Annotated in this window: 21 protein-coding genes; 11 read left to right on the forward strand and 10 right to left on the reverse strand. The window is 70.4% G+C overall.

Annotated elements, in window-relative coordinates; translation table 11 throughout:
* Positions 1-130: 130 nt before the first annotated feature.
* Positions 131-400: a 30S ribosomal protein S15 gene (gene rpsO / locus J2Y46_RS10795; RefSeq protein WP_005048780.1), complete on the forward strand. Its 270-nt coding sequence runs from the start codon at positions 131-133 to the stop codon at positions 398-400.
* Between the two features lie 85 nt (positions 401-485).
* Here rpsO and J2Y46_RS10800 read toward each other — a convergent pair whose 3' ends face one another.
* Positions 486-1,520 (reverse strand): 2-oxoglutarate and iron-dependent oxygenase domain-containing protein, encoded by a 1,035-nt coding sequence (locus J2Y46_RS10800; protein ID WP_310242210.1) that lies wholly within the window; start codon positions 1,518-1,520, stop codon positions 486-488.
* A gap of 97 nt (positions 1,521-1,617) precedes the next feature.
* The gene (locus J2Y46_RS10805; protein WP_310242212.1) at positions 1,618-2,757 is read right to left on the reverse strand and encodes an epoxide hydrolase; all 1,140 of its coding nucleotides are present in this window, start codon (positions 2,755-2,757) and stop codon (positions 1,618-1,620) included.
* 70 nt (positions 2,758-2,827) lie between these two features.
* On the opposite strand from J2Y46_RS10805, the gene J2Y46_RS10810 reads away from it, so the two are divergent.
* The 4 genes from J2Y46_RS10810 to efeB all read left to right on the forward strand — a co-directional run bounded on the left by J2Y46_RS10810 (position 2,828) and on the right by efeB (position 7,466).
* The gene (locus tag J2Y46_RS10810; protein WP_310242214.1) at positions 2,828-3,793 is read left to right on the forward strand and encodes a WYL domain-containing protein; all 966 of its coding nucleotides are present in this window, start codon (positions 2,828-2,830) and stop codon (positions 3,791-3,793) included.
* Between the two features lie 139 nt (positions 3,794-3,932).
* The gene (gene efeU, locus J2Y46_RS10815) at positions 3,933-4,907 is read left to right on the forward strand and encodes an iron uptake transporter permease EfeU (RefSeq protein WP_045297329.1); all 975 of its coding nucleotides are present in this window, start codon (positions 3,933-3,935) and stop codon (positions 4,905-4,907) included.
* Complete coding sequence (efeO, locus tag J2Y46_RS10820; RefSeq protein WP_045297328.1) at positions 4,904-6,130, forward strand: iron uptake system protein EfeO; 1,227 nt, start codon at positions 4,904-4,906, stop codon at positions 6,128-6,130. The genes efeU and efeO overlap by 4 nt, the downstream gene beginning before the upstream one ends.
* 61 nt (positions 6,131-6,191) lie before the next feature.
* Positions 6,192-7,466 (forward strand): iron uptake transporter deferrochelatase/peroxidase subunit, encoded by a 1,275-nt coding sequence (gene efeB, locus J2Y46_RS10825; protein WP_310242362.1) that lies wholly within the window; start codon positions 6,192-6,194, stop codon positions 7,464-7,466.
* Positions 7,467-7,629: 163 nt separating this feature from the next.
* Here efeB and J2Y46_RS10830 read toward each other — a convergent pair whose 3' ends face one another.
* Both J2Y46_RS10830 and J2Y46_RS10835 read right to left on the reverse strand, forming a co-directional pair.
* On the reverse strand, positions 7,630-8,832 hold the full coding sequence (locus J2Y46_RS10830) for an oxygenase MpaB family protein (RefSeq protein ID WP_245619515.1): 1,203 nt from the start codon (positions 8,830-8,832) through the stop codon (positions 7,630-7,632).
* 170 nt (positions 8,833-9,002) lie between these two features.
* Positions 9,003-10,184, reverse strand: coding sequence for an acyltransferase family protein (locus tag J2Y46_RS10835; protein WP_310242218.1), 1,182 nt, complete (start codon positions 10,182-10,184; stop codon positions 9,003-9,005).
* A gap of 132 nt (positions 10,185-10,316) precedes the next feature.
* On the opposite strand from J2Y46_RS10835, the gene J2Y46_RS10840 reads away from it, so the two are divergent.
* Positions 10,317-11,813: a carboxylesterase family protein gene (locus J2Y46_RS10840; protein ID WP_310242220.1), complete on the forward strand. Its 1,497-nt coding sequence runs from the start codon at positions 10,317-10,319 to the stop codon at positions 11,811-11,813.
* Positions 11,814-11,826: 13 nt separating this feature from the next.
* A complete protein-coding gene (locus J2Y46_RS10845; RefSeq protein ID WP_045297322.1) occupies positions 11,827-12,708 on the forward strand; it encodes an alpha/beta fold hydrolase in 882 nt (293 codons plus the stop codon).
* 41 nt (positions 12,709-12,749) lie between these two features.
* On the opposite strand, the gene J2Y46_RS10850 is transcribed toward J2Y46_RS10845, so the two are convergent.
* Genes J2Y46_RS10850 through J2Y46_RS10865 form a run of 4 tightly spaced genes read right to left on the reverse strand, consistent with a single transcriptional unit; the run spans position 12,750 to position 18,099 of the window.
* Positions 12,750-13,667, reverse strand: coding sequence for a carbohydrate ABC transporter permease (locus J2Y46_RS10850; protein WP_396653166.1), 918 nt, complete (start codon positions 13,665-13,667; stop codon positions 12,750-12,752).
* Positions 13,667-14,602, reverse strand: a complete 936-nt coding sequence (locus J2Y46_RS10855) for a sugar ABC transporter permease (RefSeq protein ID WP_310242225.1) — start codon at positions 14,600-14,602, stop codon at positions 13,667-13,669. Before J2Y46_RS10855 ends, J2Y46_RS10850 begins: the two co-directional genes overlap by 1 nt.
* 1 nt (position 14,603) lies before the next feature.
* Positions 14,604-15,890 carry an extracellular solute-binding protein gene (locus J2Y46_RS10860; protein WP_310242227.1) on the reverse strand — a complete coding sequence of 429 codons (1,287 nt, stop codon included), beginning with the start codon at positions 15,888-15,890 and terminating at the stop codon, positions 14,604-14,606.
* 40 nt (positions 15,891-15,930) lie between these two features.
* Positions 15,931-18,099: an alpha-galactosidase gene (locus J2Y46_RS10865; RefSeq protein ID WP_310242229.1), complete on the reverse strand. Its 2,169-nt coding sequence runs from the start codon at positions 18,097-18,099 to the stop codon at positions 15,931-15,933.
* 124 nt (positions 18,100-18,223) lie between these two features.
* On the opposite strand from J2Y46_RS10865, the gene J2Y46_RS10870 reads away from it, so the two are divergent.
* The 3 genes from J2Y46_RS10870 to J2Y46_RS10880 all read left to right on the forward strand — a co-directional run bounded on the left by J2Y46_RS10870 (position 18,224) and on the right by J2Y46_RS10880 (position 21,358).
* Positions 18,224-19,339 (forward strand): ROK family transcriptional regulator, encoded by a 1,116-nt coding sequence (locus J2Y46_RS10870; RefSeq protein WP_045297315.1) that lies wholly within the window; start codon positions 18,224-18,226, stop codon positions 19,337-19,339.
* Between the two features lie 167 nt (positions 19,340-19,506).
* Entirely contained in the window at positions 19,507-20,706 is a 1,200-nt protein-coding gene (locus tag J2Y46_RS10875) for an LLM class flavin-dependent oxidoreductase (RefSeq protein WP_310242364.1), read from the forward strand.
* A 1-nt stretch (position 20,707) separates the two neighbouring features.
* The gene (locus J2Y46_RS10880) at positions 20,708-21,358 is read left to right on the forward strand and encodes an FMN reductase (RefSeq protein WP_045297311.1); all 651 of its coding nucleotides are present in this window, start codon (positions 20,708-20,710) and stop codon (positions 21,356-21,358) included.
* Between the two features lie 3 nt (positions 21,359-21,361).
* On the opposite strand, the gene J2Y46_RS10885 is transcribed toward J2Y46_RS10880, so the two are convergent.
* Positions 21,362-22,177 carry a DNA/RNA non-specific endonuclease gene (locus J2Y46_RS10885; RefSeq protein ID WP_396653175.1) on the reverse strand — a complete coding sequence of 272 codons (816 nt, stop codon included), beginning with the start codon at positions 22,175-22,177 and terminating at the stop codon, positions 21,362-21,364.
* 55 nt (positions 22,178-22,232) lie between these two features.
* Positions 22,233-22,841, reverse strand: coding sequence for a VTT domain-containing protein (locus J2Y46_RS10890; protein ID WP_310242232.1), 609 nt, complete (start codon positions 22,839-22,841; stop codon positions 22,233-22,235).
* A 139-nt stretch (positions 22,842-22,980) separates the two neighbouring features.
* Here J2Y46_RS10890 and J2Y46_RS10895 point away from each other — a divergent pair, with 139 nt between their 5' ends.
* Complete coding sequence (locus tag J2Y46_RS10895) at positions 22,981-24,966, forward strand: glycosyltransferase (protein ID WP_310242234.1); 1,986 nt, start codon at positions 22,981-22,983, stop codon at positions 24,964-24,966.
* Positions 24,967-24,975 lie beyond the last annotated feature (9 nt).

Consider the following 24,975-nt stretch of genomic DNA (forward strand, 5'->3'; position numbering starts at 1 on the left):
TGGGCGGCCGGTTCGCCGGGGCATCCGTTGGCTGGTAGACTCTTCAGGTTGCCGTTGGATCGGCCGCGGAGAAAGAGAGCTCGCACATCGGGTGACGAGCACCGCGCAACAAGCAGAGAGGGGATCACCTATGGCACTGGAAGCAGACGTCAAGAAGGCGATCATCGAAGAGTACGCGACGCACCCCGGTGACACCGGATCCCCCGAGGTGCAGGTCGCGATGCTGACGCAGCGCATCAAGGACCTCACCGAGCACCTCAAGGAGCACAAGCACGACCACCACTCGCGTCGTGGGCTGTTCCTGCTCGTCGGTCAGCGCCGCCGCCTGTTGGGCTACCTCCAGGACATCGACATCAACCGTTACCGCTCGCTCATCGAGCGCCTCGGTCTCCGTCGATAAGGCATCGACCAGCGTTCAATCGCGCAAAACATTCTTGAGAAGGCCTCCCCACGGTGTGGGGAGGCCTTCGTCGTTCCCGGATGTCTCAGCCCGACAGTCGAGCGGATGCCCCGGCCCGCGCCGCGACCAGATCCGCGTGGTGGATCTCGGCGACGTCGGGGTGCGCGCGCAGCCGCGACTTCAGCGCGTTCTCGCCGTATAGAGCGTGGATCGGGTTCGACGGATCCTGAGTGACGCCGCGCGCCTGCGCCGCGAGCTCGTCGGGCAGCTCGATGAGCGGCAGACGCTTGTCGAGGGCGGGATTGAAGAAGAACGGCACCGAGATCCGGTCGTCCGGGTAGCGCGGCGAGATCACGCGGTGCTTCGTCGCGATGAGGTAGCCCTGCGTCGCGTACTCGAGCAGCTCGCCGATGTTGACGACGAAGGCGCCGGGCACCGGCGGGGCATCCACCCACTCGCCGTGGCGCTCGACCTGGAGGCCGCCCTTGCCGGGCTCGACCCACAGCAGAGTCAGCACGCCGGAGTCCTTGTGGGCGCCCACACCCTGCTGCGGCGTCGGGTCCTCCTTGCCCGGATATCGCACGATCTTGATGAGCGTCGAGGGCTCGCCGAAGTGCTCGTCGAAGTAGTTCTCGGGTGCGCCGAGCGACAGGGCCCAGGCGCGCAGCAGCCTGCGAGCGACGCCCGACAGGTGGTCGTGCCACTCCGAGACGACCTCGCGGAGCTCCGGCTGCGCACTCGGCCACAGGTTCGGGCCGATGAGCCGTGCGAAGTCGGGGGCGTCGGCGTCGGTGATCGCCTCGCGCTCAGGACCGATGTCGATCTGCTCGCGCCAGTCGACCTTGCCCTGCGTGCGCTCGCCGCCGATGCGGGTGTAGCCGCGGAAGTGCGGGCTGTTGACGTTCTCGATCGCGAGCTTGTCCGCCTCGGGGAGGGCGAAGAAGTCGCGTGCGGCCTGGTGCAGTCGCGCCTCCAGCTCAGGCGAGACGCCCGTGCCGGTCAGGTAGAAGAAGCCGACGTCGTGCGTCGCGGCGCGCAGGTCGTCGCGGAACTGCGCGGCCGCCTCCGGGCCCGCGTCGAGCCGGGAGAGGTCGAGGATCGGCAGATTGAGGTCGGTCATGGTGCGAGAGTAGGCGGCTGTCGCGGCATCCGTCCTGTTTGTTGCGCACGGTTAAGCCGGGGCGGCGGGAGGTTCCGACGCCCCGGCTCGGAGTTCTTCAGGACCGTGCGAAGAAGGTGCGGATGTCGCCGACGACGAGCTCGGGGACCTCCAGTGCCGCGTAGTGGCCGCCGCGCTCGAAGCGGCTCCACTGGACGATGTTCGAGTTGTCGCGCTCGGCGAACACCTTGATCGTCTGGAAGTCGTCCTTGAAGACGGCGACTCCTGTGCGTGCGTCGCTGACGCGGGGTTCGGCTTCCGCCAGCATGTTGTCGCGGTAGGCGCGGCTCATGCCCGCCGAGGCGTTCGCGAACCAGGCCACGCTCACCTCGGTGAGGATCGCATCGAGCGGGACCAGCGACGTGCCGTTGCCGAACGAGTTGAACAGCTCGGCGTAGGCGAGGTGACCGACGGGCGAGTCGGACAGCGCAGCGGCGACGGTCTGGGGTCGGGCGGCGTTCATCGTGTTGTAGGCGCCGACCGACTGGAACCACTGCATGTGCTCGAGGCCGGCGTAGTCCTGCGGCTCGAGCTTCTCGAACTCCGCGGGGTCGCCCGAGGGGAACGAGAACAGCTGCAGCACGTGCAGCCCGAGGAAGCCGTCGGGGGCGAGCAGACCGAGTTCGCGGGCGACCATCGCGCCGTTGTCACTGCCGTGGATGCCGTACGAGTCGTAGCCCAGGCGGCGCATGAGCACGTCGTACGCGGCGGCGACACGGGAGGTGGTCCAGCCGGCGTCGGTCACGGGCTGGCTGAAGCCGAAGCCCGGGGCATCGGGCACGACGACGTCGAACGCGTCCTCGGCGCGGCCGCCGTGCGCGACCGGGTCGACGAGCGGGCCGATCATGTCGAGGTAGTCGACGAACGAGCCCGGGTACGTGTGCGCGAGGAGCAGCGGGGTCGCGCCCTCGTGCGGAGAGCGGGCGTGCACGAAGTGGATCGTCTGTCCGTCGATCTCGGTCGTGAACTGCGGGAACTCGTTCATGCGGGCTTCGGCGGCACGCCAGTCGAAGCGGCGCCAGTGCGCGACGGCGTCGGCGAGGTAGTCGTTGGGCGTTCCCGACTCCCAGTCATCGGAGGGTGCGGGCTGGGGGAGTCGTGTGCGGGCGAGCCGGTCGCGGAGGTCGTCGACGTCGGCCTCGGGCACGTCGATGCGGAAGGGGCGGATGTCGGTGCTGGGGGCGGTTGCGGTGTTCATGTCTCCGACGCTACGGTCGAAACAGGCAAGCTATCTTCCTGTTATCCGAACTCATGACGAATCGAGCGCGATGGCCGACACCTCGGCGCGGATGCTCGCGCTCCTCGCGCTGCTGCAGAGTCGCCCGCGCTGGCCGGGGCCGGAGCTCGCGGCGCGGCTCGACGTCTCCGTGCGCACGATCCGCAACGACATCGAGCGTCTGCGCACGCTCGGCTATCCGGTCGAGGCGGAGCGCGGTCGCGCCGGCTCGTACCGGCTGGCCGCCGGAGGGAAGCTTCCGCCGCTGCTGCTGGACGACGACGAGGCGGTCGCCGTGGCGATCGGGCTGCGCGTGACGCGCGGGGTGGCCGGCGTCGACGAAGCCGGTGCCCGCGCGCTCGCGAAGCTGCTGCAGGTCCTCCCCGATCGGCTGCGGCCGACCGTGGACGCCGTCGCGACGACGATCGATCGCGGCCCCGAGAACGTCGGCACCGATGCGCCGGACCCCGAGGTCGAACCCCACGTGCTGAGTGCCGTCGCGCAGGCCGTGCACGCGGGGGAGTGGCTGAGATTCGAAGATCGCGGCACTCCGCGTCGAGTCGAGCCGTATCGGCTGTTCAGCTGGCAGCGACGGTGGTATCTGGTCGCACGCGATCCCGACACGGACGACTGGGAGACGTTCCGCCTGGACTGGATCGAGCCGCGCATGCCGACGCGCCGACCCTTCGACCCGGTGCCGGTGCCCGGGGGAGACTTCACGGCCTTCGCGCTGAGGTCGATCGCGGCCGCGGGCTGGAACGTGCACGCGCGCCTGCGGATCGCCGCTCCCGCCGACGACGTGATCGCGCGGATCAACCCGACCGTGGGGGTGGTGGAGGCGATCGACCCCACGACGTCGGTGCTCGTCACCGGGGCCGACAGCCTCGAGACGATCGCGGCCTACATCGGCATGCTCGGCATGGACTTCACGGTCGACTCCCCGGTCGAGCTCGTGCCGCACCTGCGGCGTCTCGCGGAGCGCTATGTCCGCGCGTCGGCCGAGGCATCCGCGCTGTAACCGAGATGGACAGCCGCCCAGCTGTTCGGTAGCGTCGTAGGTAAGGCTCACCTATGTTGAGTGTCTCCGCTCGCGGAGGCCGCAGGTGTGCCGCGGTGCAACGGAGCGCCGAGTCATCCGCACCACCTTGGGAACCCCGTTGCTCGCCACTTTCCTCATCGGCCTGCGTGAAGGCCTCGAAGCCGCGCTCGTCGTCGGCATCCTCGTCGCCTACCTCACGAAGCTCGGTCGCCGCGATGTGCTGCCCCGTCTGTGGGCCGGCGTCGGCCTCGCCATCGCGCTCGCGGTCGCCATCGGGGCGATCCTCACGTTCGGGGCGTACACCCTGACGTTCGAGGCGCAGGAGCTCCTCGGCGGGCTGCTGTCGCTCCTCGCGGTCGCGATGGTCACCTGGATGATCTTCTGGATGCAGAAGACCGCCCGTACCCTCAAGCGGACGCTCGAGGGTGACATCGATCGCGCGCTCGCGACGGGGAGCCTGTGGGCTCTGGTCGCGATCGGCTTCGTCTCGGTCGCGCGCGAAGGCGTCGAGACCACCCTCCTGCTGTGGTCGATGGTGCAGTCGTTCGGCGAGGCGCCTGCCGCGCTCGCCGGTGCGCTGCTGGGACTTGTGACCGCCGTCCTTCTCGGCTGGGCGCTGGCGCGCGGGATGCTGCGCCTCGACCTCCGCATCTTCTTCGGGTGGACCGGTGCCTTCCTCGTCATCGTCGCCGCCGGCGTGCTGACCTACGCGATCCACGACCTGCAGGAGGCCGGGGCGCTTCCCGGCCCGTTCACCGCGGCCGCCCCGATCGACCCCGTCACCGGCGAGGTCGCGGTCGGCTGGGCGGCGTTCCCGCTCGGCTGGGCCTTCGATGTGACCGCGTCGATCCCTCCGGGAAGCGCGCTCGCGGCCATCCTGCAGGCGACCGTCGGCTTCATGCCGCGCATGTCGTGGCTGCAGGTCGTCGCGTGGGTGCTCTACGTCGGCATCGTCGGCGGTATCTGGCTGCGCGGGCAGGTGCGCTCCCGCCCCGCCGCGCGCCCGGCTGCGACCGAGGTCGCCGCATCCGCCGCGCCCGCGTCCGAATCTTCCGAACCGTCGCCCGTTCCGTCCTCGCAAGGAGAAGCATGACCTCTCGTCTCTTTCCGGCCCTCGCCTTCGCCGGCGTCGGCGCCCTCATCCTGTCGGGTTGCGTCGCGAAGGCCGACCTCGCCGGGTCCGACGCGCTGTCGGTGTCGTCGACGGCTGCCGGCTGCGAGGTGTCCGGCTCGTCCGCCACCAGCGGCACGCTCACGTTCGACGTGAGCAACGACGGCGACGAGGTCACCGAGTTCTACCTGCTGGCCGAGGATGGCCTGCGCATCGTCGGCGAGGTCGAGAACATCGCCCCCGGCGCCTCGCGCACCCTCACCGTCGTCGCCCAGCCGGGCGACTATTACACGCTGTGCAAGCCGGGAATGATCGGCGAGGGCGTCGGCAAGGCCGCGTTCGCGGTCTCGGGCGAGGCGGTCGAGGTGTCCGGTGAGGACGCCGAGCAGAAGCAGCAGGCTGTCGAGCTGTACGCCGGGTTCGTCAAGGACCAGGTCGGGCAGCTCGCCCCGGCCGTGTCCGATTTCGTCGCCGCATACGAGTCGGGCGACGACGAGACCGCGCGCACGCAGTTCCCCGCCGTGCGCGCGTACTACGAGCGCATCGAGCCCGTGGCCGAGGCGCTGGGCGACCTCGACCCGCGCATCGACTACCGCGAGGTCGACGCCGTCGCCGAGGGCCTCGATTGGACGGGCTTCCACCGCATCGAGAAGGACCTGTGGGTACCCGCCGCCGACGCGCTGAACGCCGACGGCGAGACCCCCGCGTGGCAGGACTGGGCGCCGTCGACGACCGAGGAGCGCGCCGCGTTCGGCGACCAGCTCATCGCCGACGTGCAGGAGCTGTACGACTACGTGCACTCCGACGAGTTCCAGGATTCGCTCGACGCGCAGGGCATCGCCGGCATCTCGAACGGCGCGATCGCGCTCCTCGACGAGGTCGCGACCGGCAAGATCCAGGGCGAGGAGGACTGGTGGTCGGGCACCGACCTGTCGGACTTCGCCGCCAACGTCGAGGGCTCGAAGATGGCGTTCTCGCTGGTGCGCGACTTCGCGGCGGCACAGGGCGACGCGGGCACCGCGCTCGCCGACGAGATCGACGGCGGGTACGCCGAGCTCGAGTCCGCGCTGGCGGAGTACGGCTCACTCGAGGACGGCTTCGTCGTGTACACCGAGCTCACCGACGAAGACAAGCGCGAGCTCACCGACCTCATCAACGCCCTCGCCGAGCCGCTCGCGCAGCTCACGAACACCGTGCTGGCCTGAGTTGACCACATCCTCGACCGGCCCGAACGTCACCGGCGGCACCGCCTCCGCCACGGAGGCGGTGCCGCCGGCATCCGCGAGCCTGTCGCGCCGTGGCGTCCTCGGTCTCGCGCTCGGTGCCGGCGCCGCCGGCCTCGCGCTCGGCGCCGGCGCGGGTGCGACGGCGGGGGTCGCCGTCGGGCGTGCGCGCGAACAGGATGCTGCGGCATCCGTCTACGACTTCTTCGGCGCCCATCAGGCCGGCATCACCACTCCCGTGCAGGACCACCTGCACTTCGCGGCGTTCGACATGATGGCGCGCACCGATCGAGGCGACCTCGTCACGCTCCTGCAGGACTGGTCGTATGCGGCGGCGCGCATGACGCAGGGGCTCGACGTCAGCGCGACGGGCGCCGTCGGCGGGTCTCCCGAGGCACCGCCGGACGACACCGGCGAGGCCCTGGGTCTGGCGGCGAGCGGCCTCACGATCACGTTCGGCTTCGGCCCCACCCTCTTCGAGAACGACGGTGAGGACCGCTACGGCCTCGCCGCCATGCGGCCGGCGCAGCTCGAGAAGCTCCCGGCGTTCCTCGGCGACGACCTCGACCCCGCCCACTCGGGCGGCGACCTCTGCATCCAGGCGTGTGCCGACGACCCCCAGGTCGCGGTGCACGCGATCCGCAACCTCAGCCGCATCGCGTTCGGCCGGGCCCGCTTGCGCTGGTCGCAGCTCGGCTTCGGACGCACGTCGCGCACGACGGCGGCGCAGTCGACGCCGCGCAACCTCTTCGGCTTCAAGGACGGAACCGCGAACGTCCTCGCGACCGACCAGGCCGCCCTCGACGACCACGTCTGGGTCGCGGCATCCGATGAGCCGGCGTGGATGGCGGGCGGCTCGTACCTGGTCGCACGCAAGATCGCGATGCTCATCGAGACGTGGGACCGCGTGCGCCTGTCCGAGCAGGAGGCGATCATCGGCCGCACCAAGGGCGCCGGCGCCCCGCTCTCGGGCGGCGATGAGTTCACCGAGCCGGACTTCCACGCGACCGGCGCCGATGGCGAGCCGGCGATCCCCGTCACGAGCCACATGCGCCTCGCCCACCCCGAGCTCAACGACGGCAACCGGATCCTCCGCCGCGGCTACAACTTCGTCGACGGCAACAACGAGCTCGGTCGTCTGGACGCTGGCCTCTTCTTCCTGTCGTACCAGCGCTCGCCCGAGCAGTTCGTGACGCTCCAGCGCGCGCTGTCGACCGACACGATGAACGAGTACATCCGCCACGTGGGCTCGGGCCTGTGGGCGATTCCGTCGGGCGCGGCGCCCGGCTCGTACGTCGGGGCGGCACTCTTCGCATGATCTGACGCCCGTTGCGACCGAGACCGTCGTCCGGCGTGCTGGACGCATGACGCGTCCCCCGCGCAGCGTGCTGGTCAACAACGCGGGCATCAGCGAGCTCGGCGCGACGGCCGCGATGCCGGTGGGTGGCCGGGCCGGCGTCCGGCCCGGCCATCCGCGGTTCTCAGGGGGTGGGCCGGTTCATGTCCGGGATGGTGATGGGGGTGGTCGTGCCCGATGCGCCGCGGTTCAGGAAGGCCATCGCGATGCCGCGCAGCAGCTGGTCGAACAGGTAGAAGTTCGCCGGCATGAGCGGAAGGAGCCCCTCGCGGAACGCGATGTAGCTCGGCCAGCCGACCCGGATCGTGGCGGCCGACACGTAGTCGCGGGGGAGGCCGAGCCAGTCGCCGATCTCGTTGCCGAGCTGATAGCGGACGAACTCGTTGAGGAAGCCGCGCGTCACGCCGAGATCGACCTGCGCAGTGAGGCCGAGGAGGGTCTCGGCGAGCTCCTGGCCCTCGGGCGTCCACGCCAGCTTGGGCGTCAGGATCTGCGCGGCCTGGGCGTGCGCGGCGTCCCAGGTCGCGGGGATGTACTCGTCGCGGACGCCGAGGAAGTGCAGTGCGACCTGCCACGAGTGCAGGAAGGCGTCCTGGTCGGCCGTCGACATCGGCACCCGCCACTCCTTGAGCTTCTTGTGCGCGAAGGTGCCGGTGCTGTGGAAGGTGACGAGGATGTCGTGGTTGCTGATGGGGATCTGCTCGTCGTGACCGCTCTGCTGCCAGTGCGGCGACTGCGGCAGGAGATGGCGGACGGCGGAGTGCACCATGCGCGTCTTGTTCGACGTCACCATGAACTCGCCGGTCGTCTCGAACGCGTTGATGTCGCTCAGGTCGTAGCCGAAGCTGAACGTCTTCGCCGCGCGGTCCTGCATGTCGGCGCCGCCCTTGGAGTGGTACACCGACCGCGCCTCGCGCGGGATGACGGTGCTCATGATGCCGCCGCCGATCCCGTAGATCATGAAGAGGTAGGTGTCCTTGCGGCGGTTGAAGTCCGCCGCGCGGCGCAGCTTGGTCCGGTCGGCCCAGGACGGCAGCTGGGTCGAGCCCTGGAGGAAGCCCGCCAGCTCCGGCGGGAGGCCGGTGGGCACCGGCTGCCAGTTGTTGACCCAGGGCAGGATCGCGTCGTTGATCGCGGCGGTCTGACCACTGGAGATGACGGAAGCCATGATGCGGTCGAGGTCGTCGTCCCACACCCACTGCGGATCGACGCCGGAGCCGGTGCCGAGCACCGACCCCGCGGGCGACCACGACCAGGCCGCTTTGGGGATGGCGACGCCGGCGAGACCGAGCGCGGCCCCCAGCGTCAGGACGGAGCGTCTGGTCATTTCGGGCATGGGGGTACCTGCTTCCCGACGGGGGACGGATCCCGCCCGGCGACATCCTCGACGCCGGTTCCCGCGTGTCGATCCATCCAGGACGAATGTGATTCGCCGTTAACATATGTGGTACGCGCGCGCCGCACAACCCCCTGATGTCCAGGGGTTTCGCAACGGAGTCAGCCGTTCTGGCGCGGATCGGGCCGGGGCATCCGCGGTTCCTCCCGCGGCCGGCGCGATCCGGTGGGATCGTTGCGCCGTCCTTCTCGGCGGGCGAGGGTGCGATCGGCGAACAGCCACGTCGGACGCGGCTCGACCAGCGGGCGGAAGATGCGGCGCACGGGTTTCGTCGCGAGTCCGAGGGCGATCAGCACGGATCCGACGATCACGAGAGGCAGCCACAGCCACGTCGGCTCCGCGTTGCGCAGCAGGCCGTTCTCGCGGAACGGGTAGAGCACGAACGAGTGCAGCAGGTAGACGTACATCGTGTACTGGCCGAAGTGCGTCCACCAGTGCGTGCTGCGCGGCACGAGCGCGAAGAACGCCGTCGACAGCACGACCGCGACGATCATCAGCGCGAGGCGCACGCCGCCCGCCCACCACTGCGTGCCGCCGATCGAGGCGTAGTTCTCGTCGTAGAACAGCCACTCGCGCAGGTTCATCGCGCGCCAGTCGTCGACGAAGAACCATGCCGCCCAGCCTGCGACGGCGAACAGTCCGAGCCCGCCGGCGAGCACCCACCAGGGCCGACGGTCGAGGAGTCGAAGCCGCGCCACGATGTCGTGCTCGCGCAGCCACCAGCCGAGCGTGAAGAACGGCAGGAGGCCGAGCGTGCGCGACAGCGAGAACGTCGAGCCGATGTTGGGGAGGTATCCCGCTCCGATCGAGATCACGACGGTCCACAGCAGCGGCCAGCGCAGCAGGGCGAGGTAGGGGAGCACGACGCGGAAGATGCCGAGCGCCAGCAGGAACCACAGCGTCCAGGAGGGCTGGGTGATGTTCGGGTTCGCCTGCCCCTCGACGATCCACTTGGTCAGGGTCCACAGCCCCTCGAACACGAGGTAGGGCACCAGGATGTCGGTGATGACGCGTGCCATCTGCGTCTTGGTCGGGGCATCGGACTTCGAGAAGTAGCCCGAGATGATCGCGAACGCCGGCATGTGGAACGCGTAGATGACGAGGTACAGGCCCAGCGCGATGTCGGAGTCGTACGTCAGCCGCTGCACGGCGTGGCCGAGCACCACGAACACGATGCACGCGAAGCGGGCGTTGTCCCAGAACGGCGTGCGCCGCCGCGGACGGGCGACGGATCCCGTCGGGGTGGGGGTCGTCGCGGTGGGCGGAACGCTGCTGCCGGTCATCGTCACCTCTCGCCGGGGCGCAGACCAGACTAGCCGCGTGCGCCGCTCGGCGCTCTCGCTTGACACCGAGTCCCGCACTGGCTGAATCTGAGTACGAGCGTGCCGACCACGGTCGCCGGGAGGGATTCACCGATGTCGGATGCTGCGACCCAGGCGGGTTCGACAGGCCCGGCGACCACCCGCCCCGTCGTGACGGTGAGCACCGGGGTCGTCCGCGGCACCCGGGAGGGTGGGCTCGACCGCTTCCTCGGCATCCCTTACGCCGCCCCGCCGGTGGGCGAGCGCCGCTTCCGCGCTCCCGAGCCTGCCGCGACCTGGGCGGGGGAGCGGGATGCCTCGGCCTTCGGACCGACCGCGCCGCAGCGCCCGTACAGTCCGGCGATCGCGAAGTACCTCGCGTCCGTCGAGGTGCCCGGCGACGACATCCTCACCGTGAACGTGTGGACGCCCGCCGATCGAGCACCGGACACAGCTCTGCCGGTGCTGGTGTTCGTGCACGGCGGCGCGCTGACGCGCGGCACGACCGCGCTTCCCACCTACGACGGCGAGCGCTTCGCGCGGCACGGCATCGTGTACGTGTCGATCCAGTACCGGCTCGGCCAGGAGGGCTTCGCGGTGCTCGACGACGTGCCGCAGAACCTCGGCGTGCTGGACCAGGAGCTCGCGCTGCGCTGGGTGCGCCGCGAGATCGCCGCCTTCGGCGGCGACCCGGCCCGCGTCACCGTGATGGGACATTCGGCCGGCGCCAACACGCTGACCGCGCTGCTGGCGCTGCCGCACGCGAAGGAGCTGTTCGACCGGGCGATCCTGCAGTCCGGGCCGCTCGAGGCGCGGCCGCCCGAGAAGGCGGGCCGCATGACGCGAGAGATCGCCAAGCGACTGAAGATCGCCGCCACCCGTGCGGGATTCTCCGGCGTCCCCGCGGACGAGCTCGTCGCACAGCAGACCGCGCTGGCTGCGGGCGGCTCTCCGCTCGGCGGCGGGCCGACGGTCGCGCTGGCGATCGGTGGCGAGGCCGTGCCCCGCAGCCCGCTCGATGCCCTGCTCGCGGGCGCGGGTCGGGGCATCCCGGTCCTCATCGGCTCCACCAGCGAGGAGTATCGTCTGTGGCTCGTCCCGTCGGGGGCGGTCGACAAGGCGAGCTGGCTCACGGTGACGGTCGCCCGGTTGGCCGCCCGCGTGCCGGCGCGCATCGTGCGGGCTCACCGCGCTCGCCGCCCGGGCGCGAAACCGGGTGAGGTGCTGGGCGAGGTGATCGGCGACATCCTGCTGCGCGGCCCGATCACGCGGTTCGCCGACAGTCGGGTCGGGTCGACGGGCTCGCCGACGTGGGTGTACGAGTTCCGGTGGCGGAGCCCGGTCGACGGGCTCGGCGCCGCGCACGTCATGGAGCTCGGGTTCGTGTTCGACCGGCTCACCGAGCCCGACGCGATCGGCATCGGGGGTCCGGACGGGCCCCAGACCCTCGCCGACGCGATGCATCGGGCGTGGGTGTCGTTCGTGGTCGACGGCGATCCGGGCTGGGAGGCATGGTCGGCGCGGCGGCCGGTGCAGGCGTTCGATGCCGACGGCGGGCACATCGCCTACGCGCCGCGGCAGAACGAGCTCGACGGCCTTCCCGAGGGGTAGTCTCGCAGGCGCGATGACGACGATCGACGACGCGCTGCAGCGCGACCAGGCCATTGCCGACCTCGACTGGCATGTGTTCCCCGGCGGGACCGAGCGCGACGTGTTCCGCGCCCCCAGCGGGGGTCTTGCGCGGATGCGCCTCGGTGAGCACGACGCGCCGAGAGTCGTGCTCGTCCCGGGCGTGGCCGGCTCGAAGGAGGACTTCGTCCTGCTGTTCCCGCTGCTCGCCGCCGCCGGCTACCGCGTCGAGTCGTACGACATCGCCGGTCACTACGAGTCGGCCGAAGCCGGGCCGCGCCATCTCGATCCACCACGGGACTCCTACGACTACGCGCTGTTCGTCGACGATCTCATCGCGATCCTCGAGGACGGCGGCCCCGCCCACGTGCTCGGCTACAGCTTCGCGGGCCTGGTCACCGAGCTCGCGCTCGTCGAGCGTCCCGACCTCTTCCGGAGCCTCACGCTCATGGCCGCGCCGCCCGCGACCGGCCAGGTCTTCCGCGGCGTGAAGCACATCGGGCCGATCTCCGACATGTCGCCGCACCGCGCAGCGGGTCTCATCCTCTGGGGCATCCGCTACAACCTCAACCGCACGCCACCGGGTCGCATCGCCTTCGTCCGCGAGCGTCTCGGCGTGACACGGCGCGCCTGCATCGACGACGTGGTCGGGCTCATGATGTCGACGCCCGACTTCGCCGACGCCGTCGCGGCGGTCGACATCCCGAAGCTGATCGCCGTCGGTGACCAGGACCTCTGGCCGCAGGCGCAGCACGATGCCTACGCCGCGCGCATCGGCGCCCGCGTCGCGACGTACCCGACCGGTCACGCGCCCTGCGAGACCGCGCCGCACCAGCTCGCGCGCGACATGCTGCGACTCTTCGCCGACGCGCGGTGAGGAGGAGGATGCCGCGGCCCGCGGCATCCGTCCCCTTTCACTCACTTGATCGAGCCCCGTGTGACGCCCGAGATCACCCAGCGCTGGCTGAAGATGTAGACGATGAGCAGCGGCGCCATCGCCATCAGGTACGAGGCGAAGGCCACGGTGTAGTCGGTGTTGAACTGGCCCTGGAACACGTACTGCGCGAGCGACAGCGTCCGCGCGGACGGTTCGGTCAGCACCACCAGCGGCATGATGAAGTCGTTCCACGCCCATACGCACGTGATGATGCCGACGGTCGCGTTCATCGGCATGAGGAGCGGGAAGATCACCGACCAGAAGATGCGCCAGGTCGAGGCTCCATCGACGCGTGCCGCCTCTTCGAGCTCGATCGGGATCGAGCGGATGTAGGCCGTGTAGATGAAGATGTTCAGCGACAGGCCGTAGATCGTGTAGAGGATGATCATGCCGGCCTGGTTGTCGAGCCCGAGGATCGACGTCTGCTTCACCAGTGGCAGCATGATGATCGGGAACGGGATGAACAGTGCCGCGAGCAGGTAGAAGAACACGCCCTTGAAGAAGGGGCGGTGGATGTTGCGCGCCAGCGCATACGCCACGATCGAGCTGGTCAGCAGCGTGAACACCACGGAGCCGACGGTGATGATCGCCGTGTTCAAGAGCGCCTGGGGAAAGCTCGTGCGCACCCAGGCGTCCGCGAAGTTCTCCCAGCGGATCGGATTCGGAAGCTCGAACCCGGTGCCCTCCGTCAGCTGCTCCGGCGTCTTGAGGGCGACGACGACCGCCAGGTAGAGCGGGATCAGCACGGTGAGCGAGCACACCGCGATGAGCGCCGTCGCCCACCAGTTGGTCTTGCGGGTGTCGTCGTCGGGTTCGCCGCGTCGCTTGCGGCGGTCGTTCGCCGTGGCGGCGTCGACCTCCTGTTCGAGCTGCGAAGCGGTGTTGGTCATGGTGGTCATCAGAAATCGGCCTCTCTGCGCTGAAGGACCCGGAATTGGAAGAGCGAGACGACCGTGATCACGATGAAGAAGACCACCGCGTTGGCCGTCTGGTAGGCGAACTCACCGCCCGAGAAGCCGCCCCGGAAGATGAGCAGCGTCACCGATTCGGTCGACGTGCCCGGTCCGCCGTTGGTGAGGGCGACGATGGGGTCGAAGACCTGCAGGAACCCCTTCAGGCTCAGCACCACGTTGATCGTGAAGAACGCGCCGATGAGCGGGAACGTGATCGAGCGGAACTGCCGCCAGGGCGAGGCGCCGTCGAGCGAGGACGCCTCGTAGAGCTCGGTGGGGATCGTCTGCAGCCCCGAGAGGTAGATGATGATCGCGAACGCGCACGCCTGCCAGACGGCCAGGGCCACGATCGCGGTCCACGCCCACGTCTCGTTGGTGAGGATGTTGTCGCGGAACAGCGGGATGCCCGACAGGATCTTCGGCAGCGAGTTCGAGAAGAAGAACTGGAACACGTAGCCGATCACCAGGATCGCCAGGATGTAGGGCACGAAGTACACGCCCCGCCAGAAGTTGCGCGCCTTGATCTTGGCGTTCAGTCCCAGCGCGATGGCGAGCGAGAACGCGTTCGTGAGGATCGTCGCGACGATCGCGAACAGGAACGAGAACCCGTAGGCCTGCAGGACACGATCGTCCTTGAACAGGTTGAAGTAGTTCGACAGCCCCACGAAGTTCCAGGCGCCGTAGCCGGCGTAGTTCGTGAAGCTGAAGAAGATGCCCACGACGACCGGCAGGGTGTGGAAGGCGGCGAAGGCGATGACCGCCGGCCACACCATCCAGTAGTAGGTCGCGGGGGCGCGGGACGAGTCCGCGCGCGTGCGGGTGGCGCGCTTGCGGGCAGTGCCCGCCGGAGTGGATCGGACGGCCTCGGTGAGGGTGGCCATGTCATTCTCCCGTCACGGGGATCGTGCGGGCGGCCACTTTGGCCCACTCGCGGTCGAGGGTCTGCAGCGCCTTTTCGGCGTCGCCGTCGAACAGGAACTGCTGATCGGTGGGGATGAGCGGGATGGCCGGCGGGATCTGGTGATCGATGAAGCCGGTGATCCTCCGGTCCTCGAAGAAGGGCCGGACGGACTGGAGCGCCGGATCGTCGCTGAGCTGCGCGCCCTCGACGGAGGGCACCATGTTCTGCGACGCGGCGAACTTCTCGATCACCTCGGGCTGGAACACATAGTCGATGAAGCGCATCGCCGCGTCGTGCTTCGGGTTGTCCTTTCCGAGCGTGAAGACGACATCGACGCCGGACACGAGCAGGCTCTCGCCGGGCTCATCGGTGGGGTAGGGGAAGATCCCCATCCGGATGTCGGGATTCACCTGCTTGATCGGATTGGTGGCCCAGATGCCCTGGAGCAGCATCGCCGACTCGCCGCGCGCGAAGGCTGCGTTGCCGTCGTCGTATGTCTTGCCTCGGTAGCCCTCCTGCATGTAGGAGTACAGCTGGTACTGCCGGTCCATCGCCTCCGCGAAGTCCTTCTCGAACGACACCTCGGAGTCAGGTCCGACCTCGGCGCCCTCCTCCCGCATCTTGTCGAAGAATCCGTTCTGCGAGGGGTACGCGCCGAGCGCGTTCCACGACGGAATCCCGGTCCACGAGTCGGCGAGGGTTCCGTAGAACGGCTGGATGCCGGCTTCCACCAGCGCGTCGCACACCGCGATGAACTCGTCCCACGTCTGCGGGACCTCGAGGCCCTGTTCCTCGAAGATGTCCTGGTTGTAGATGACCCCGTTGGCGTTGTTGACGTAGCCGAGGCCGTTCACCTCGTCGCCGTAGGTGCCGAGGTCGGCGAGGATGTCCTGCACCGCCGGGTTGATCGTGTCGAGCACCGGTTCGTCCGAGAAGTCGTAGAACACGCCCGCCTGTGCGAGCCGGCCGAAGTTGCCGTTGGCGTTGAGCGTGATGACGTCGGGGATGCGGTCCTTCACCAGGAGCGTGCGGATGGCCGTGTCGGCGTCGGCGACCTGGTTCTGCACCACCTTGATGTCGGGGTTCTCTGCCTCGAAGCCCGCGATGATGTCGTTGAAGTCCTCGAGCGCCTCGCCCTTGAACTGGAAGAAGTTCAGGGTCGTGACGGCGTCCGCGGGATTCTGGGCGCAGCCGCCGAGCGCGGCGACTGTCGCGGCGACGGCGACGACCGCGAGCGGCCGGATCCATCGTCGGTGAATGGTTCTCATCGTGCGCCTCCTTGCGCGTGGGGGTTGGGAAACCGGGTGTTCAGTTCTCGGCGGTGAGCTCGATGACAATCGCCTGCTGCGGGCGCTGCACGGGTGGGCGCACGCCCACTTCGGCCAGTTGCAGGCCGGTCAGCACGGTGTCGGACTCGGCCCACTCGAGGGGGGACTGCCCGGCGTCCTCGCCGTCGCGCACCAGCACGCGAAGGCGGTAGGTGCGTGCGGGGTCGAGCCCCGGCATCCGGATGCGACCCGGCGGGTACGCGGCGGTCGTCGCGGTCTGCACGATCGTGAAGACCGCGGATGCGGCGCCCGCTGCCACCATCCCCCGCACATCGATCCCGGGCTCGGTGCCGTCGACGTGGACGACGCGACCCGACGCGATGAGGGGCCGGAGGCGCTTCGCGAGTGCGACCCACTCCGCGATCTCGGCGCGACGGGCATGGTCGAGGCTGGTCAGGTCCCACTCGATGCCGAAGTGGCCGAACAGGGCCACGGCACCGCTCAGGCCGAGCGAGACCGTGCGCCCCGACGAGTGGACGACGGGGCTCGTCAGATGCATGCCCAGCATCTCGGGCGGCACGACGACGCCCGTGTACTTCTGGTTGTCGAGCCGCTCGAGCGGGTCGAGGCTGTCGCTGGTCCACACGCGGTCGGTGCGGTCCAGGATGCCGAGGTCCACACGGGCTCCGCCCGATGCGCAGCTCTCGATCTCGAGGCCGGGGTGTGCCGCCTTCAGCTCGTCGAGCAGGCGGTAGACCGCGAGCGTGTGCTCGTGCACGCGCGCGCTCCCGGCCGGTCCGCTCGCGGCGTCCACCAGATCGCGGTTGTGGTCCCACTTGAGGTAGGCGATGGGGTACTCGTCCAGCAGGGCGTGCAGGCGGGCGGCGATGTGGGCGTACGCCTCGGGGTGCGAGAGGTCGAGCACCTGCTGCTGTCGTGCGGACGGCGGCAGCGACATCCGTCCCCGCAGGATCCAGTCCGGATGCCGGCGCGCGAGGTCGCTGTCGGGGTTCACCATCTCGGGCTCGACCCAGAGGCCGAACTCCATCCCGAGGGCGTGCACGTGGTCGGCGAGCGGATGCAGGCCCTCGGGCCACACGTCGCCGTCGACGGTCCAGTCGCCGAGACCGGCGGTGTCGTCGCGACGACCCTCGAACCAGCCGTCATCGAGGACGAAGCGCTCGACCCCGACGGATGCCGCGGCATCGGCGAGGGCCGTGAGCCGCTCGAGGGAGTGATCGAAGTAGACCGCCTCCCACGTGTTCAGCGTCACGGGGCGCGGGCGCCGCGGGTGCTGGGGGCGCCCACGCCACTCGTCGTGGAAGCGTGCCGAGAGCTCGGTCAGGCCGTCGCCCCACGAACCGATCGCCCAGGGGGAGCTGTACGCGGCGCCGGACGCGAGCACGACCTCGCCGGGCAGCAGCAGCTCGCCGCCCGCGAGGAGCGCATCGCCCGTGGTCGTGCGCTCGGCGGTGACCCGATGGTTGCCGCTCCATGCGACGTGGATGCCGTGCACCCGCCCACGCTCGAAGCCGAACCCCGGCCGACCGGCGGCGAGCAGGATCGCCGAGTCGGCGCCGGTGCGGCCGCGACGGCTCTCGCGGACGTGGGAGCCGGTGCCCAGCGTGCGCCGCTGCGGTGAGCGCTCGCGCAGGTGATGGCCCGTCGTGTCGAAGATCTCGGTGGCGTCCCAGGGGAGGGGGAACGTGGGCTGGGCCGACTGCAGCGTGTAGGGCGTCGGGCCGGTGTTGCGCACGGTGACGCGCTGGTGGAACAGGCCGCTCGGGCCGATCCGCAGTTCCACGCGCACGGCGAGGCCTGCCTCGGCGTCGGCGAGGGCGATGCTCGCGCGGTGCTCGCCTGCCTGCACATCGGCGAGCGCGAGACGGATGCTCAGCCCGGAGCCCTCACGGTGCCCCTCGAGGCCCGGGGTTGCGAACCAGCCCTCCGCGCCGGTGGGCACCAGCGTCAGCGCCGGGGTCGCGTCGAGACCGCCCGACACGCGCTGTGCCCGCGCGGCGACGGCGAGCGAGCCGAGCGTGGCGGGCGCGGAGTCTTCGAGCGCCGCGCCCCAATGCACGATCGCCGGTGCCGGCGCGGCGTCCAGGTCGACGAGGACGCTCGTTCCTCCCCGGAGGAGATGCAGAACGCGAGGATCCGGGGCAGGGACGGTGTGCTCGGCGGCGAGCAGCCTGTCGGTGCTGTGCATAGATTTAGTTCTATCACGGAAGTAATAAGCGAACAAGAGGGGAGCTCGAACTGTTTCAAACGTCTCTGGGCGGGGTATTCGTGCCAGAATGAAAGCATTTCGCGCCGGAGGGGGATTGTCGACGATGCTGACGGACAGCGAGCGAGCACTCGCCCGAGCTGTGCTCATCCACGGCCCGATCGCGCGCAGTGCGCTCACGCGCAGGCTGGGGCTGTCGCCGGCGAGCCTGACCCGACTCGCCAAGCCGTTCCTCGATCGCGGATATCTGGTCGAACTCGACGATCTCGCCGACGGGTCGGTCGGACGGCCGGTGCGCCCGCTCGACGTCGCACCGGGCCTCGGGCGCTTCGCCGGCGTCAAGGTCACCGGCGACGCGATCGAGGTGGTCGTCACCGACGTGCGTGCGGGGCTGCTCGCGCAGCGCACGGTGCCGCTCGACACGCATGAGCCCGTGCTGGTCGCCGCGCGGATCGCCGACGCGATCCGCGCACTCGACAGCGATGCCCTCGTCGGGGTCGGGGTCGCGCTCGGCGGGGCTGTCGACGGCGGCATCGTGCGCTACGCGCCGTTCCTCGAGTGGGAGGACGTCGCGTTCGCATCGCTTCTCGAGCAGGATCTCGGCGTTCCGGTCGCACTCGAGAACGACCTCGTCGCGCTCGCCGAGGCGGAGCGCTGGTTCGGGCTCGGACGAGGCATCTCGGGCTTCGTCGTCCTCACGATCGGCGCGGGTGTCGGCTACGGCCTCGTCGTGGGGGGCGAGGTCGTGCGCACCGCGGAGGCGGGACTGGGCCTGGGCGGCCACATCCCGCTCAGCGACACCGGTCCGCTCTGCCAGGCCGGCCATCGCGGCTGTTCGCAGGCGATGCTCACGTCAGGGTCGATCGCCGCGCAGGTGTCCGCGGCGCTGCAGCGCCCGGTGTCCTACGACGAGGTGCTCGCGCTCGCCGCGGCAGGTGAGCCTGCAGCCGTGATGGTGGTCGACGCTGCAGCCGACGCGCTCGGCCGGTTCATCGCGCTCGCGGCGAATCTCACCTTCCAGGCCGCCGTGGTGCTCGCCGGCGAGGGGATCGGACTCTTCGCGATCGCAGAGGAGCGCGTGCGGGCCGCGATCTCCGCAGGCAGGGATCCGCGGGCGGAGCCCGTGCGGCTCTTCGTCGACGACTCCGGCTTCACCGCGTGGGCTCGCGGCGCCGCCGCCGTCGCGATCCAGTCGGCCGTCGACCGGCTGCGGCTCGACTGAACGCCGGTGCCATGGGGGCGGCACGGGCCGCGGCATCCGTTTCGGAATAATCTTGGTGAGCACACGTTCTACGAGATACATTCATTTGCATAGATTCGTCCGACGGAGAACCCGCACGGCGAAGGAGCGGAGAAGCGATCGTGAGCGAGAGCACCACGTGGTCGGGAATGCAGTTCGGCATCTTCACGGTGAGCGACATCACCCAGGACCCGACCGACGGCACCACGCCCAGTGAGGCGGAGCGGATCAAGGCGACCCTGAAGATCGCCAAGCACGCCGAGGACGTGGGCCTCGACGTCTTCGCGCTCGGCGAGCACCACAACCCGCCGTTCTGGTCGTCGTCGCCGACCACGACGCTGGCGTACATCGCGGCGCAGACCGAGCGCCTCATCCTCTCGACCGCCACGACGCTCATCACCACGAACGACCCGGTGAAGATCGCCGAGGACTACGCGATGCTGCAGCACGTGTCGGACGGCCGCGCCGACCTGATGATCGGCCGCGGCAACACCGGCCCGGTGTACCCGTGGTTCGGCAAGGACATCCGCCAGGGCCTGCCCCTCGCGATCGAGAACTACAACCTGCTGCACCGCCTCTGGCGGGAGGACGTCGTGGACTGGGAGGGGCAGTTCCGCACGCCGCTGCAGGGATTCACCTCGACACCGCGTCCCCTCGACGGCGTCGCGCCGTTCGTGTGGCACGGCTCGATCCGAACCCCCGAGATCGCGGAGCAGGCGGCGTACTACGGTGACGGCTTCTTCGCGAACAACATCTTCTGGCCCAAGGAGCACTACCAGCGCCTGATCCAGCTGTACCGTCAGCGCTTCGCGCACTACGGGCACGGCACGCTCGAGCAGGCGATCGTCGGCCTCGGTGGACAGGTCTTCATAGCCGCGAACTCGCAGGACGCGGTGAAGCAGTTCCGCCCGTACTTCGACAACGCGCCGGTCTACGGTCACGGCCCGTCGCTCGAGGACTTCAGCGAGATGACGCCGCTCACGGTGGGGTCGCCCCAGCAGGTGATCGACCGATACGCCGCGATGCGCGAGACCTACGGCGACTACCAGCGCCAGCTGTTCCTCATGGACCACGCCGGCCTGCCCCTCAAGACCGTGCTCGAGCAGCTCGACATCCTCGGCGGCGAAGTGGTTCCGGTGCTGCGCAAGGAGCTGCAGAAGAACCGTCCGGCGGACGTTCCGGATGCCCCGACCCACGCCAACCTCGTGACCGCGAAGTACGGCGACGAGGCGCCGCGCCAGGCCGTTCCCGGCGCGAACCGCGGCGACAACCTCGTGGGCTCGAGCCCCTACGCCGACACCCCCGCCCCCGCGGGCGCGGCGTTCGGTCTCAGCCGGAAGGAGGCATGACATGACCAGCTCCGCACGCCGCATCGCGGTGATCTCGGCCGGCCTGTCGAACCCGTCGTCGACCCGCATGCTCGCCGACCGGCTCGCCGCGGCGACCGCGAAGCAGCTCTCCGAGCGCGGCATCGAGGTCGAGGTCGATGTGTTCGAGCTGCGCGACCACGCGCACGACATCACGAACAACCTCCTCACGGGGTTCGCGCCTCCGGCGCTCGAATCGGTGATCAACGCCGTCGTGTCGGCCGACGCGGTCATCGCGGTCACGCCGATCTTCTCGACGAGCTACTCGGGACTGTTCAAGTCGTTCATCGACGTGCTCGACCCCGACGCCCTCACGGGCAAGCCCGTGCTGATCGGCGCGAACGCGGGCACCGCCCGCCACTCGCTCGCGATCGACTACGCGATCCGGCCGCTGTTCACGTACCTGCACGCCGAGCCGGTCTCGACCGGAGTGTTCGCCGCGTCCAGCGACTGGGGTGCCTCGGCCGACAACGTGGCCCCGCTGGGTGAGCGCATCGACCGCGGCGCCCGGGAGCTCGCCGACGCCATCGCGCGTCGGGAGCCGGCCTCCGACTCCGATCCGTTCGACCCCGCCAACTACCTCGGCGAAGGACGCTCGTTCGGCCACCTGCTGGGCGGTCTCGCGGGGGAGTAGCCCTCAGCCGAGAACGACATCCTCCGGTTCGCGGAGGGGGCGCCATGCGTCCTCTCCGCGCACCGTCGTGCGGGGGAGCACGTCGGCGGCCACCAGTGGGCCGAGATCGACACCGGTGAGCTCTTCGATGTCGGCGATCGGCACCTGGAACGTGCGGAACGCGCCGAGCACCGGCACCGCGAGCACACCTCGACTCAGGTCGATGAGCTCCGACTGGTCGAGTACGAAGCCCGCGGCCGCGAGCCGCGGCATCCCGTCGTCGTCAGGCGTCACCCACGCGGCGACCTTGAAGAAGCGTCGCGGAACACGGATGCCGCGGTAGGCGGGGTCGTCGGCCTGCAGCACCGGTGCGGTGAAGACGCTGAGTCGCTCGTCGGTCGCCTGCGCGAACGTGAGCACGTGGTCCTCGAGGCCGAGCCACAGCTCCTTCGACTGGTTGAACCCGCTCGCCTGCGGTGCGGCGTTCGGGTACGTGAACGTCGCCTCCGTCGCCCGCCGCGCCTCGGCCGCCGAGCCCCACCCCGGATCGCGTCGGCGCACCAGGTGTCCACGGTCGAGGTCGTTCGAGGCGTAGACAGCGGGCCCCGCCTGCTCGGCGACGGGAACGCGCGGATCGAGCTCCCATTCGCCGGTGCGGGGGAGGTCCTGCAGCGTCGCCCCGTCGATGTTCACGCCGGTCACGACCGCGAGCCGGCGCTGGGGATCGAGGAGCACGGTGAACCGAGGGTAGGTCAGCTCGCGCACCTCGCGCCCATCCACCGGACGCGGGAGGGGGAGCGGGATGCCGAGGAAGCCGTCGTCGTATGCGTCCGAGGTCACGTCTGCCACGTCCCCATCCTTGTCGTCCCCGGCGACATCGCGCGAGGCCGCCTGTTCAGTCATCGCCCGCGGCGCTGCGGTCCCGGAGCCGGCGCGCGAGAACCGCGTCGACGGCGAGCCCGAGGCCGACCGCGAACGCCACCGAGACCACGACCGCCACGACGGGCCCGCCGGGCACGAGCGCCGCCACGACCGCCCCCACGAGGGCCTGGTAGACGGCCCACGCGAGCGCGGCGAGAGCGGCCACGGCGAGGTAGCGCGGCGCCGGCAAGCGCGTCGCACCCGCCGTCAGATTGACCGCGAGTCGCGCGAACGGGATGAACCGCGCAGAGAACAGCACCAGTGCCGCACGGTGCTCCAGGCGCAGCCGCGCCCAGGCGAAGGCGGTCTGCGCCCGCGACGTGCGCATCCAGCGCCAGCGCTGGAGGCCTATCGAGCGCCCCACGAGGTAGCACGCGGCGTCGCCGGTGAGAGCGGCTGCGGCGGCGACGAGCACGATCGCCGCCAGCGGGGGCTCGCTCTGCGACACCGCCAGCGCGCCCAGCGCGGTGACGGCGGCCTCACCGGGGATCACCACCAGGAACGCGTCGCCCAGCACGAGCACGAACAGCAGCGGCAGCGCCCACGCGCTCGACGCCACCGTGGTGAGCAGGTCCTCGACCATGTCTTCTTGGTACCCGCCCGCGGTGAACGGCGACGGAACGGGGCACGTCCGGTGACCCGCCGCGGTGCATCCGGTGAACTCTTCCGCACGGACGCCGGTTCGCGGCATCCGTCTTCATCCGTCGCGTCACGCTGGAGGCGTGAGAGTCGCACTGCTCGCCGAATCGTTCCTGCCCCACATGAACGGGGTGACGGGATCGGTGCTCCAGGTCCTCCGGCATCTGGCCGCGGAAGGACACGAGACCCTCGTCATCGCCCCGCGCGCCGGTGAGATCACCACCGATCTCCACGGCGCGCGCACCGAGCTGCTGCGCTCGGCGCCACTGCCGTCGTATCCGGAGGTGCGCGTGGTGTTCGCGCGCGCCGCCCGGCTGACGGCGATCCTCCGCGAGTTCCGGCCTGATGTCGTGCACCTGGCGTCGCCGTTCGTGCTCGGCTGGCAGGGGCTCGCGGCCGCCGATGCGCTGCGCGTGCCCTCCGTCGCCGTGTACCAGACCGACGTGGTCGCGTACGCGCAGAAGTACGGGATGCCGCAGGCCGCCGCGCTCGTCGGACGCCACATCGGGCGGCTGCACCGACGGGCGACGCTCACCCTGGCGCCGTCGACCGCGTCGCTGCAGCAGCTCGAGGAGCTCGGCGTGGACCGCCTCCGTCGCTGGGGGCGCGGCGTCGATGCCGAGCGCTTCGGTCCCGAGCGGCGCAGCGACGGCTGGCGCGCGCGCGTCGCGCGGGGCCACGCGATCGTCGGCTACGTCGGCCGCCTCGCGCCCGAGAAGCAGGTCGAGGATCTCGCGGCGCTCGCCGGGCTCCCGCGGACGCGCCTCGTCATCGTCGGTGACGGACCCTCACGACCGGCGCTCGAACGCGCGCTGCCCGACGCCGTCTTCACCGGGCATCTCACCGGACCCGCGCTCGCCGAGGCGCTCGCGAGCTTCGACGTGTTCGTGCACCCCGGCGAGAGCGAGACGTTCGGGCAGACCATCCAGGAGGCGCTCGCCAGCGGCGTGCCCGTCGTGGCGACCGGCGTCGGCGGACCCGTCGACCTGGTGCGATCCTCGGTCGACGGCTGGCTCTACCGGCCCGGAGACCTGGTCGATCTGCGCGCCCGCGTCGCCGATCTCATCGGCGACGACGGCAAGCGCCGTGCGTTCGCCGCCGCGGCTCACGAGTCGGTGCGCGAGCGCACGTGGCACGCCGTCTGCAGCCGCCTGGTCGAGCACTATGACGAGGCACGGATGCTGCGCCCCATCGACGACGCGCAGCCCCAGCGTGCGGCGACCCGGCCGGCGCTTCCGACACCTGCTCCGCGGGGCTCGTGGTCGCGGTTCGTCGCGCTCGGCGACTCGATCACCGAGGGGCTCTGCGACGTCTCGCGCATGCCGACGGGGCAGTACCGCGGGTGGGCGGACCGACTCGCACAGCTGCTCGCGCACGCCGGCCGTGCGGGCGAGCCGTTCGGCTACGCCAACCTCGCGGTGCGAAGCCGCCGCGTGCGGCACGTCGTGAGCGAGCAGGTGCCGCAGGCGCTGGCCCTGCGGCCGCAGCTGGTGTCGATCCTCGTCGGCGCCAACGACCTCGTCGGGCGCCGCGTCGACCCGATCGCCGTCGCGTGCGAGCTGGAACAGTCCGTGAGGGAGCTGCGCAGCGCCGGAATCGACGTGCTCCTCGTGACGCCCTTCCTCCCGCGTCGGCGCCCTGCGCGGCTGTTCGCCCGCCGGTTCGCGGTGTTCTCGTCGGAGCTGCGCCGGATCGCCGCGGCCACCGGCGCGGTGCTGCTCGACACCGACGCGTTCCTCGACGCGCGCGGGCTCCCCGCCATCGGCGACCTCGACCTCTGGGCCGACGACAAGGTGCACCTGCGTCCGCGCGGCCACCGGTACCTCGCCTACCGCGCGGCCGAGGCGCTCGGGGTGCCCGACGCCGAAGCGCTCGGTGAGCTCGACGCGAGCCTGCACGCCGACGACGACCGGGTGCTGCCGGGCACGTGGCTGCGCCGGGACGCCCTGCCGTGGGTGTGGCGACGGCTCCAGGGACGCACGGCCGGCGACGGGCTCGTCGCCAAGCACACGGACTACGTGCTCATCGGCGGACCCGGCGACGTGCCTGCTCGCGTGCACGCCGGATGAGGCATCCGC

Source organism: Microbacterium sp. BE35 (assembly GCF_031457705.1).
GTDB classification, from domain to species: Bacteria; Actinomycetota; Actinomycetes; order Actinomycetales; family Microbacteriaceae; genus Microbacterium; species Microbacterium trichothecenolyticum.

Bases quoted from the DNA above. Each gene is read 5' to 3' on its own strand.
- rpsO (WP_005048780.1), top strand. From the start codon at position 131: ATGGCACTGGAAGCAGACGTCAAGAAGGCGATCATCGAAGAGTACGCG.
- J2Y46_RS10835 (WP_310242218.1), bottom strand. From the start codon at position 10,184: ATGACCGGCAGCAGCGTTCCGCCCACCGCGACGACCCCCACCCCGACG.
- J2Y46_RS10890 (WP_310242232.1), bottom strand. From the start codon at position 22,841: ATGGTCGAGGACCTGCTCACCACGGTGGCGTCGAGCGCGTGGGCGCTG.
- J2Y46_RS10865 (WP_310242229.1), bottom strand. From the start codon at position 18,099: ATGCACAGCACCGACAGGCTGCTCGCCGCCGAGCACACCGTCCCTGCC.
- J2Y46_RS10800 (WP_310242210.1), bottom strand. From the start codon at position 1,520: ATGACCGACCTCAATCTGCCGATCCTCGACCTCTCCCGGCTCGACGCG.
- J2Y46_RS10880 (WP_045297311.1), top strand. From the start codon at position 20,708: ATGACCAGCTCCGCACGCCGCATCGCGGTGATCTCGGCCGGCCTGTCG.
- J2Y46_RS10855 (WP_310242225.1), bottom strand. From the start codon at position 14,602: ATGGCCACCCTCACCGAGGCCGTCCGATCCACTCCGGCGGGCACTGCC.
- J2Y46_RS10810 (WP_310242214.1), top strand. From the start codon at position 2,828: ATGGCCGACACCTCGGCGCGGATGCTCGCGCTCCTCGCGCTGCTGCAG.
- J2Y46_RS10870 (WP_045297315.1), top strand. From the start codon at position 18,224: ATGCTGACGGACAGCGAGCGAGCACTCGCCCGAGCTGTGCTCATCCAC.
- J2Y46_RS10830 (WP_245619515.1), bottom strand. From the start codon at position 8,832: ATGACCAGACGCTCCGTCCTGACGCTGGGGGCCGCGCTCGGTCTCGCC.
- J2Y46_RS10850 (WP_396653166.1), bottom strand. From the start codon at position 13,667: ATGACCACCATGACCAACACCGCTTCGCAGCTCGAACAGGAGGTCGAC.
- efeO (WP_045297328.1), top strand. From the start codon at position 4,904: ATGACCTCTCGTCTCTTTCCGGCCCTCGCCTTCGCCGGCGTCGGCGCC.
- J2Y46_RS10860 (WP_310242227.1), bottom strand. From the start codon at position 15,890: ATGAGAACCATTCACCGACGATGGATCCGGCCGCTCGCGGTCGTCGCC.
- J2Y46_RS10845 (WP_045297322.1), top strand. From the start codon at position 11,827: ATGACGACGATCGACGACGCGCTGCAGCGCGACCAGGCCATTGCCGAC.
- J2Y46_RS10805 (WP_310242212.1), bottom strand. From the start codon at position 2,757: ATGAACACCGCAACCGCCCCCAGCACCGACATCCGCCCCTTCCGCATC.
- J2Y46_RS10875 (WP_310242364.1), top strand. From the start codon at position 19,507: ATGCAGTTCGGCATCTTCACGGTGAGCGACATCACCCAGGACCCGACC.
- J2Y46_RS10840 (WP_310242220.1), top strand. From the start codon at position 10,317: ATGTCGGATGCTGCGACCCAGGCGGGTTCGACAGGCCCGGCGACCACC.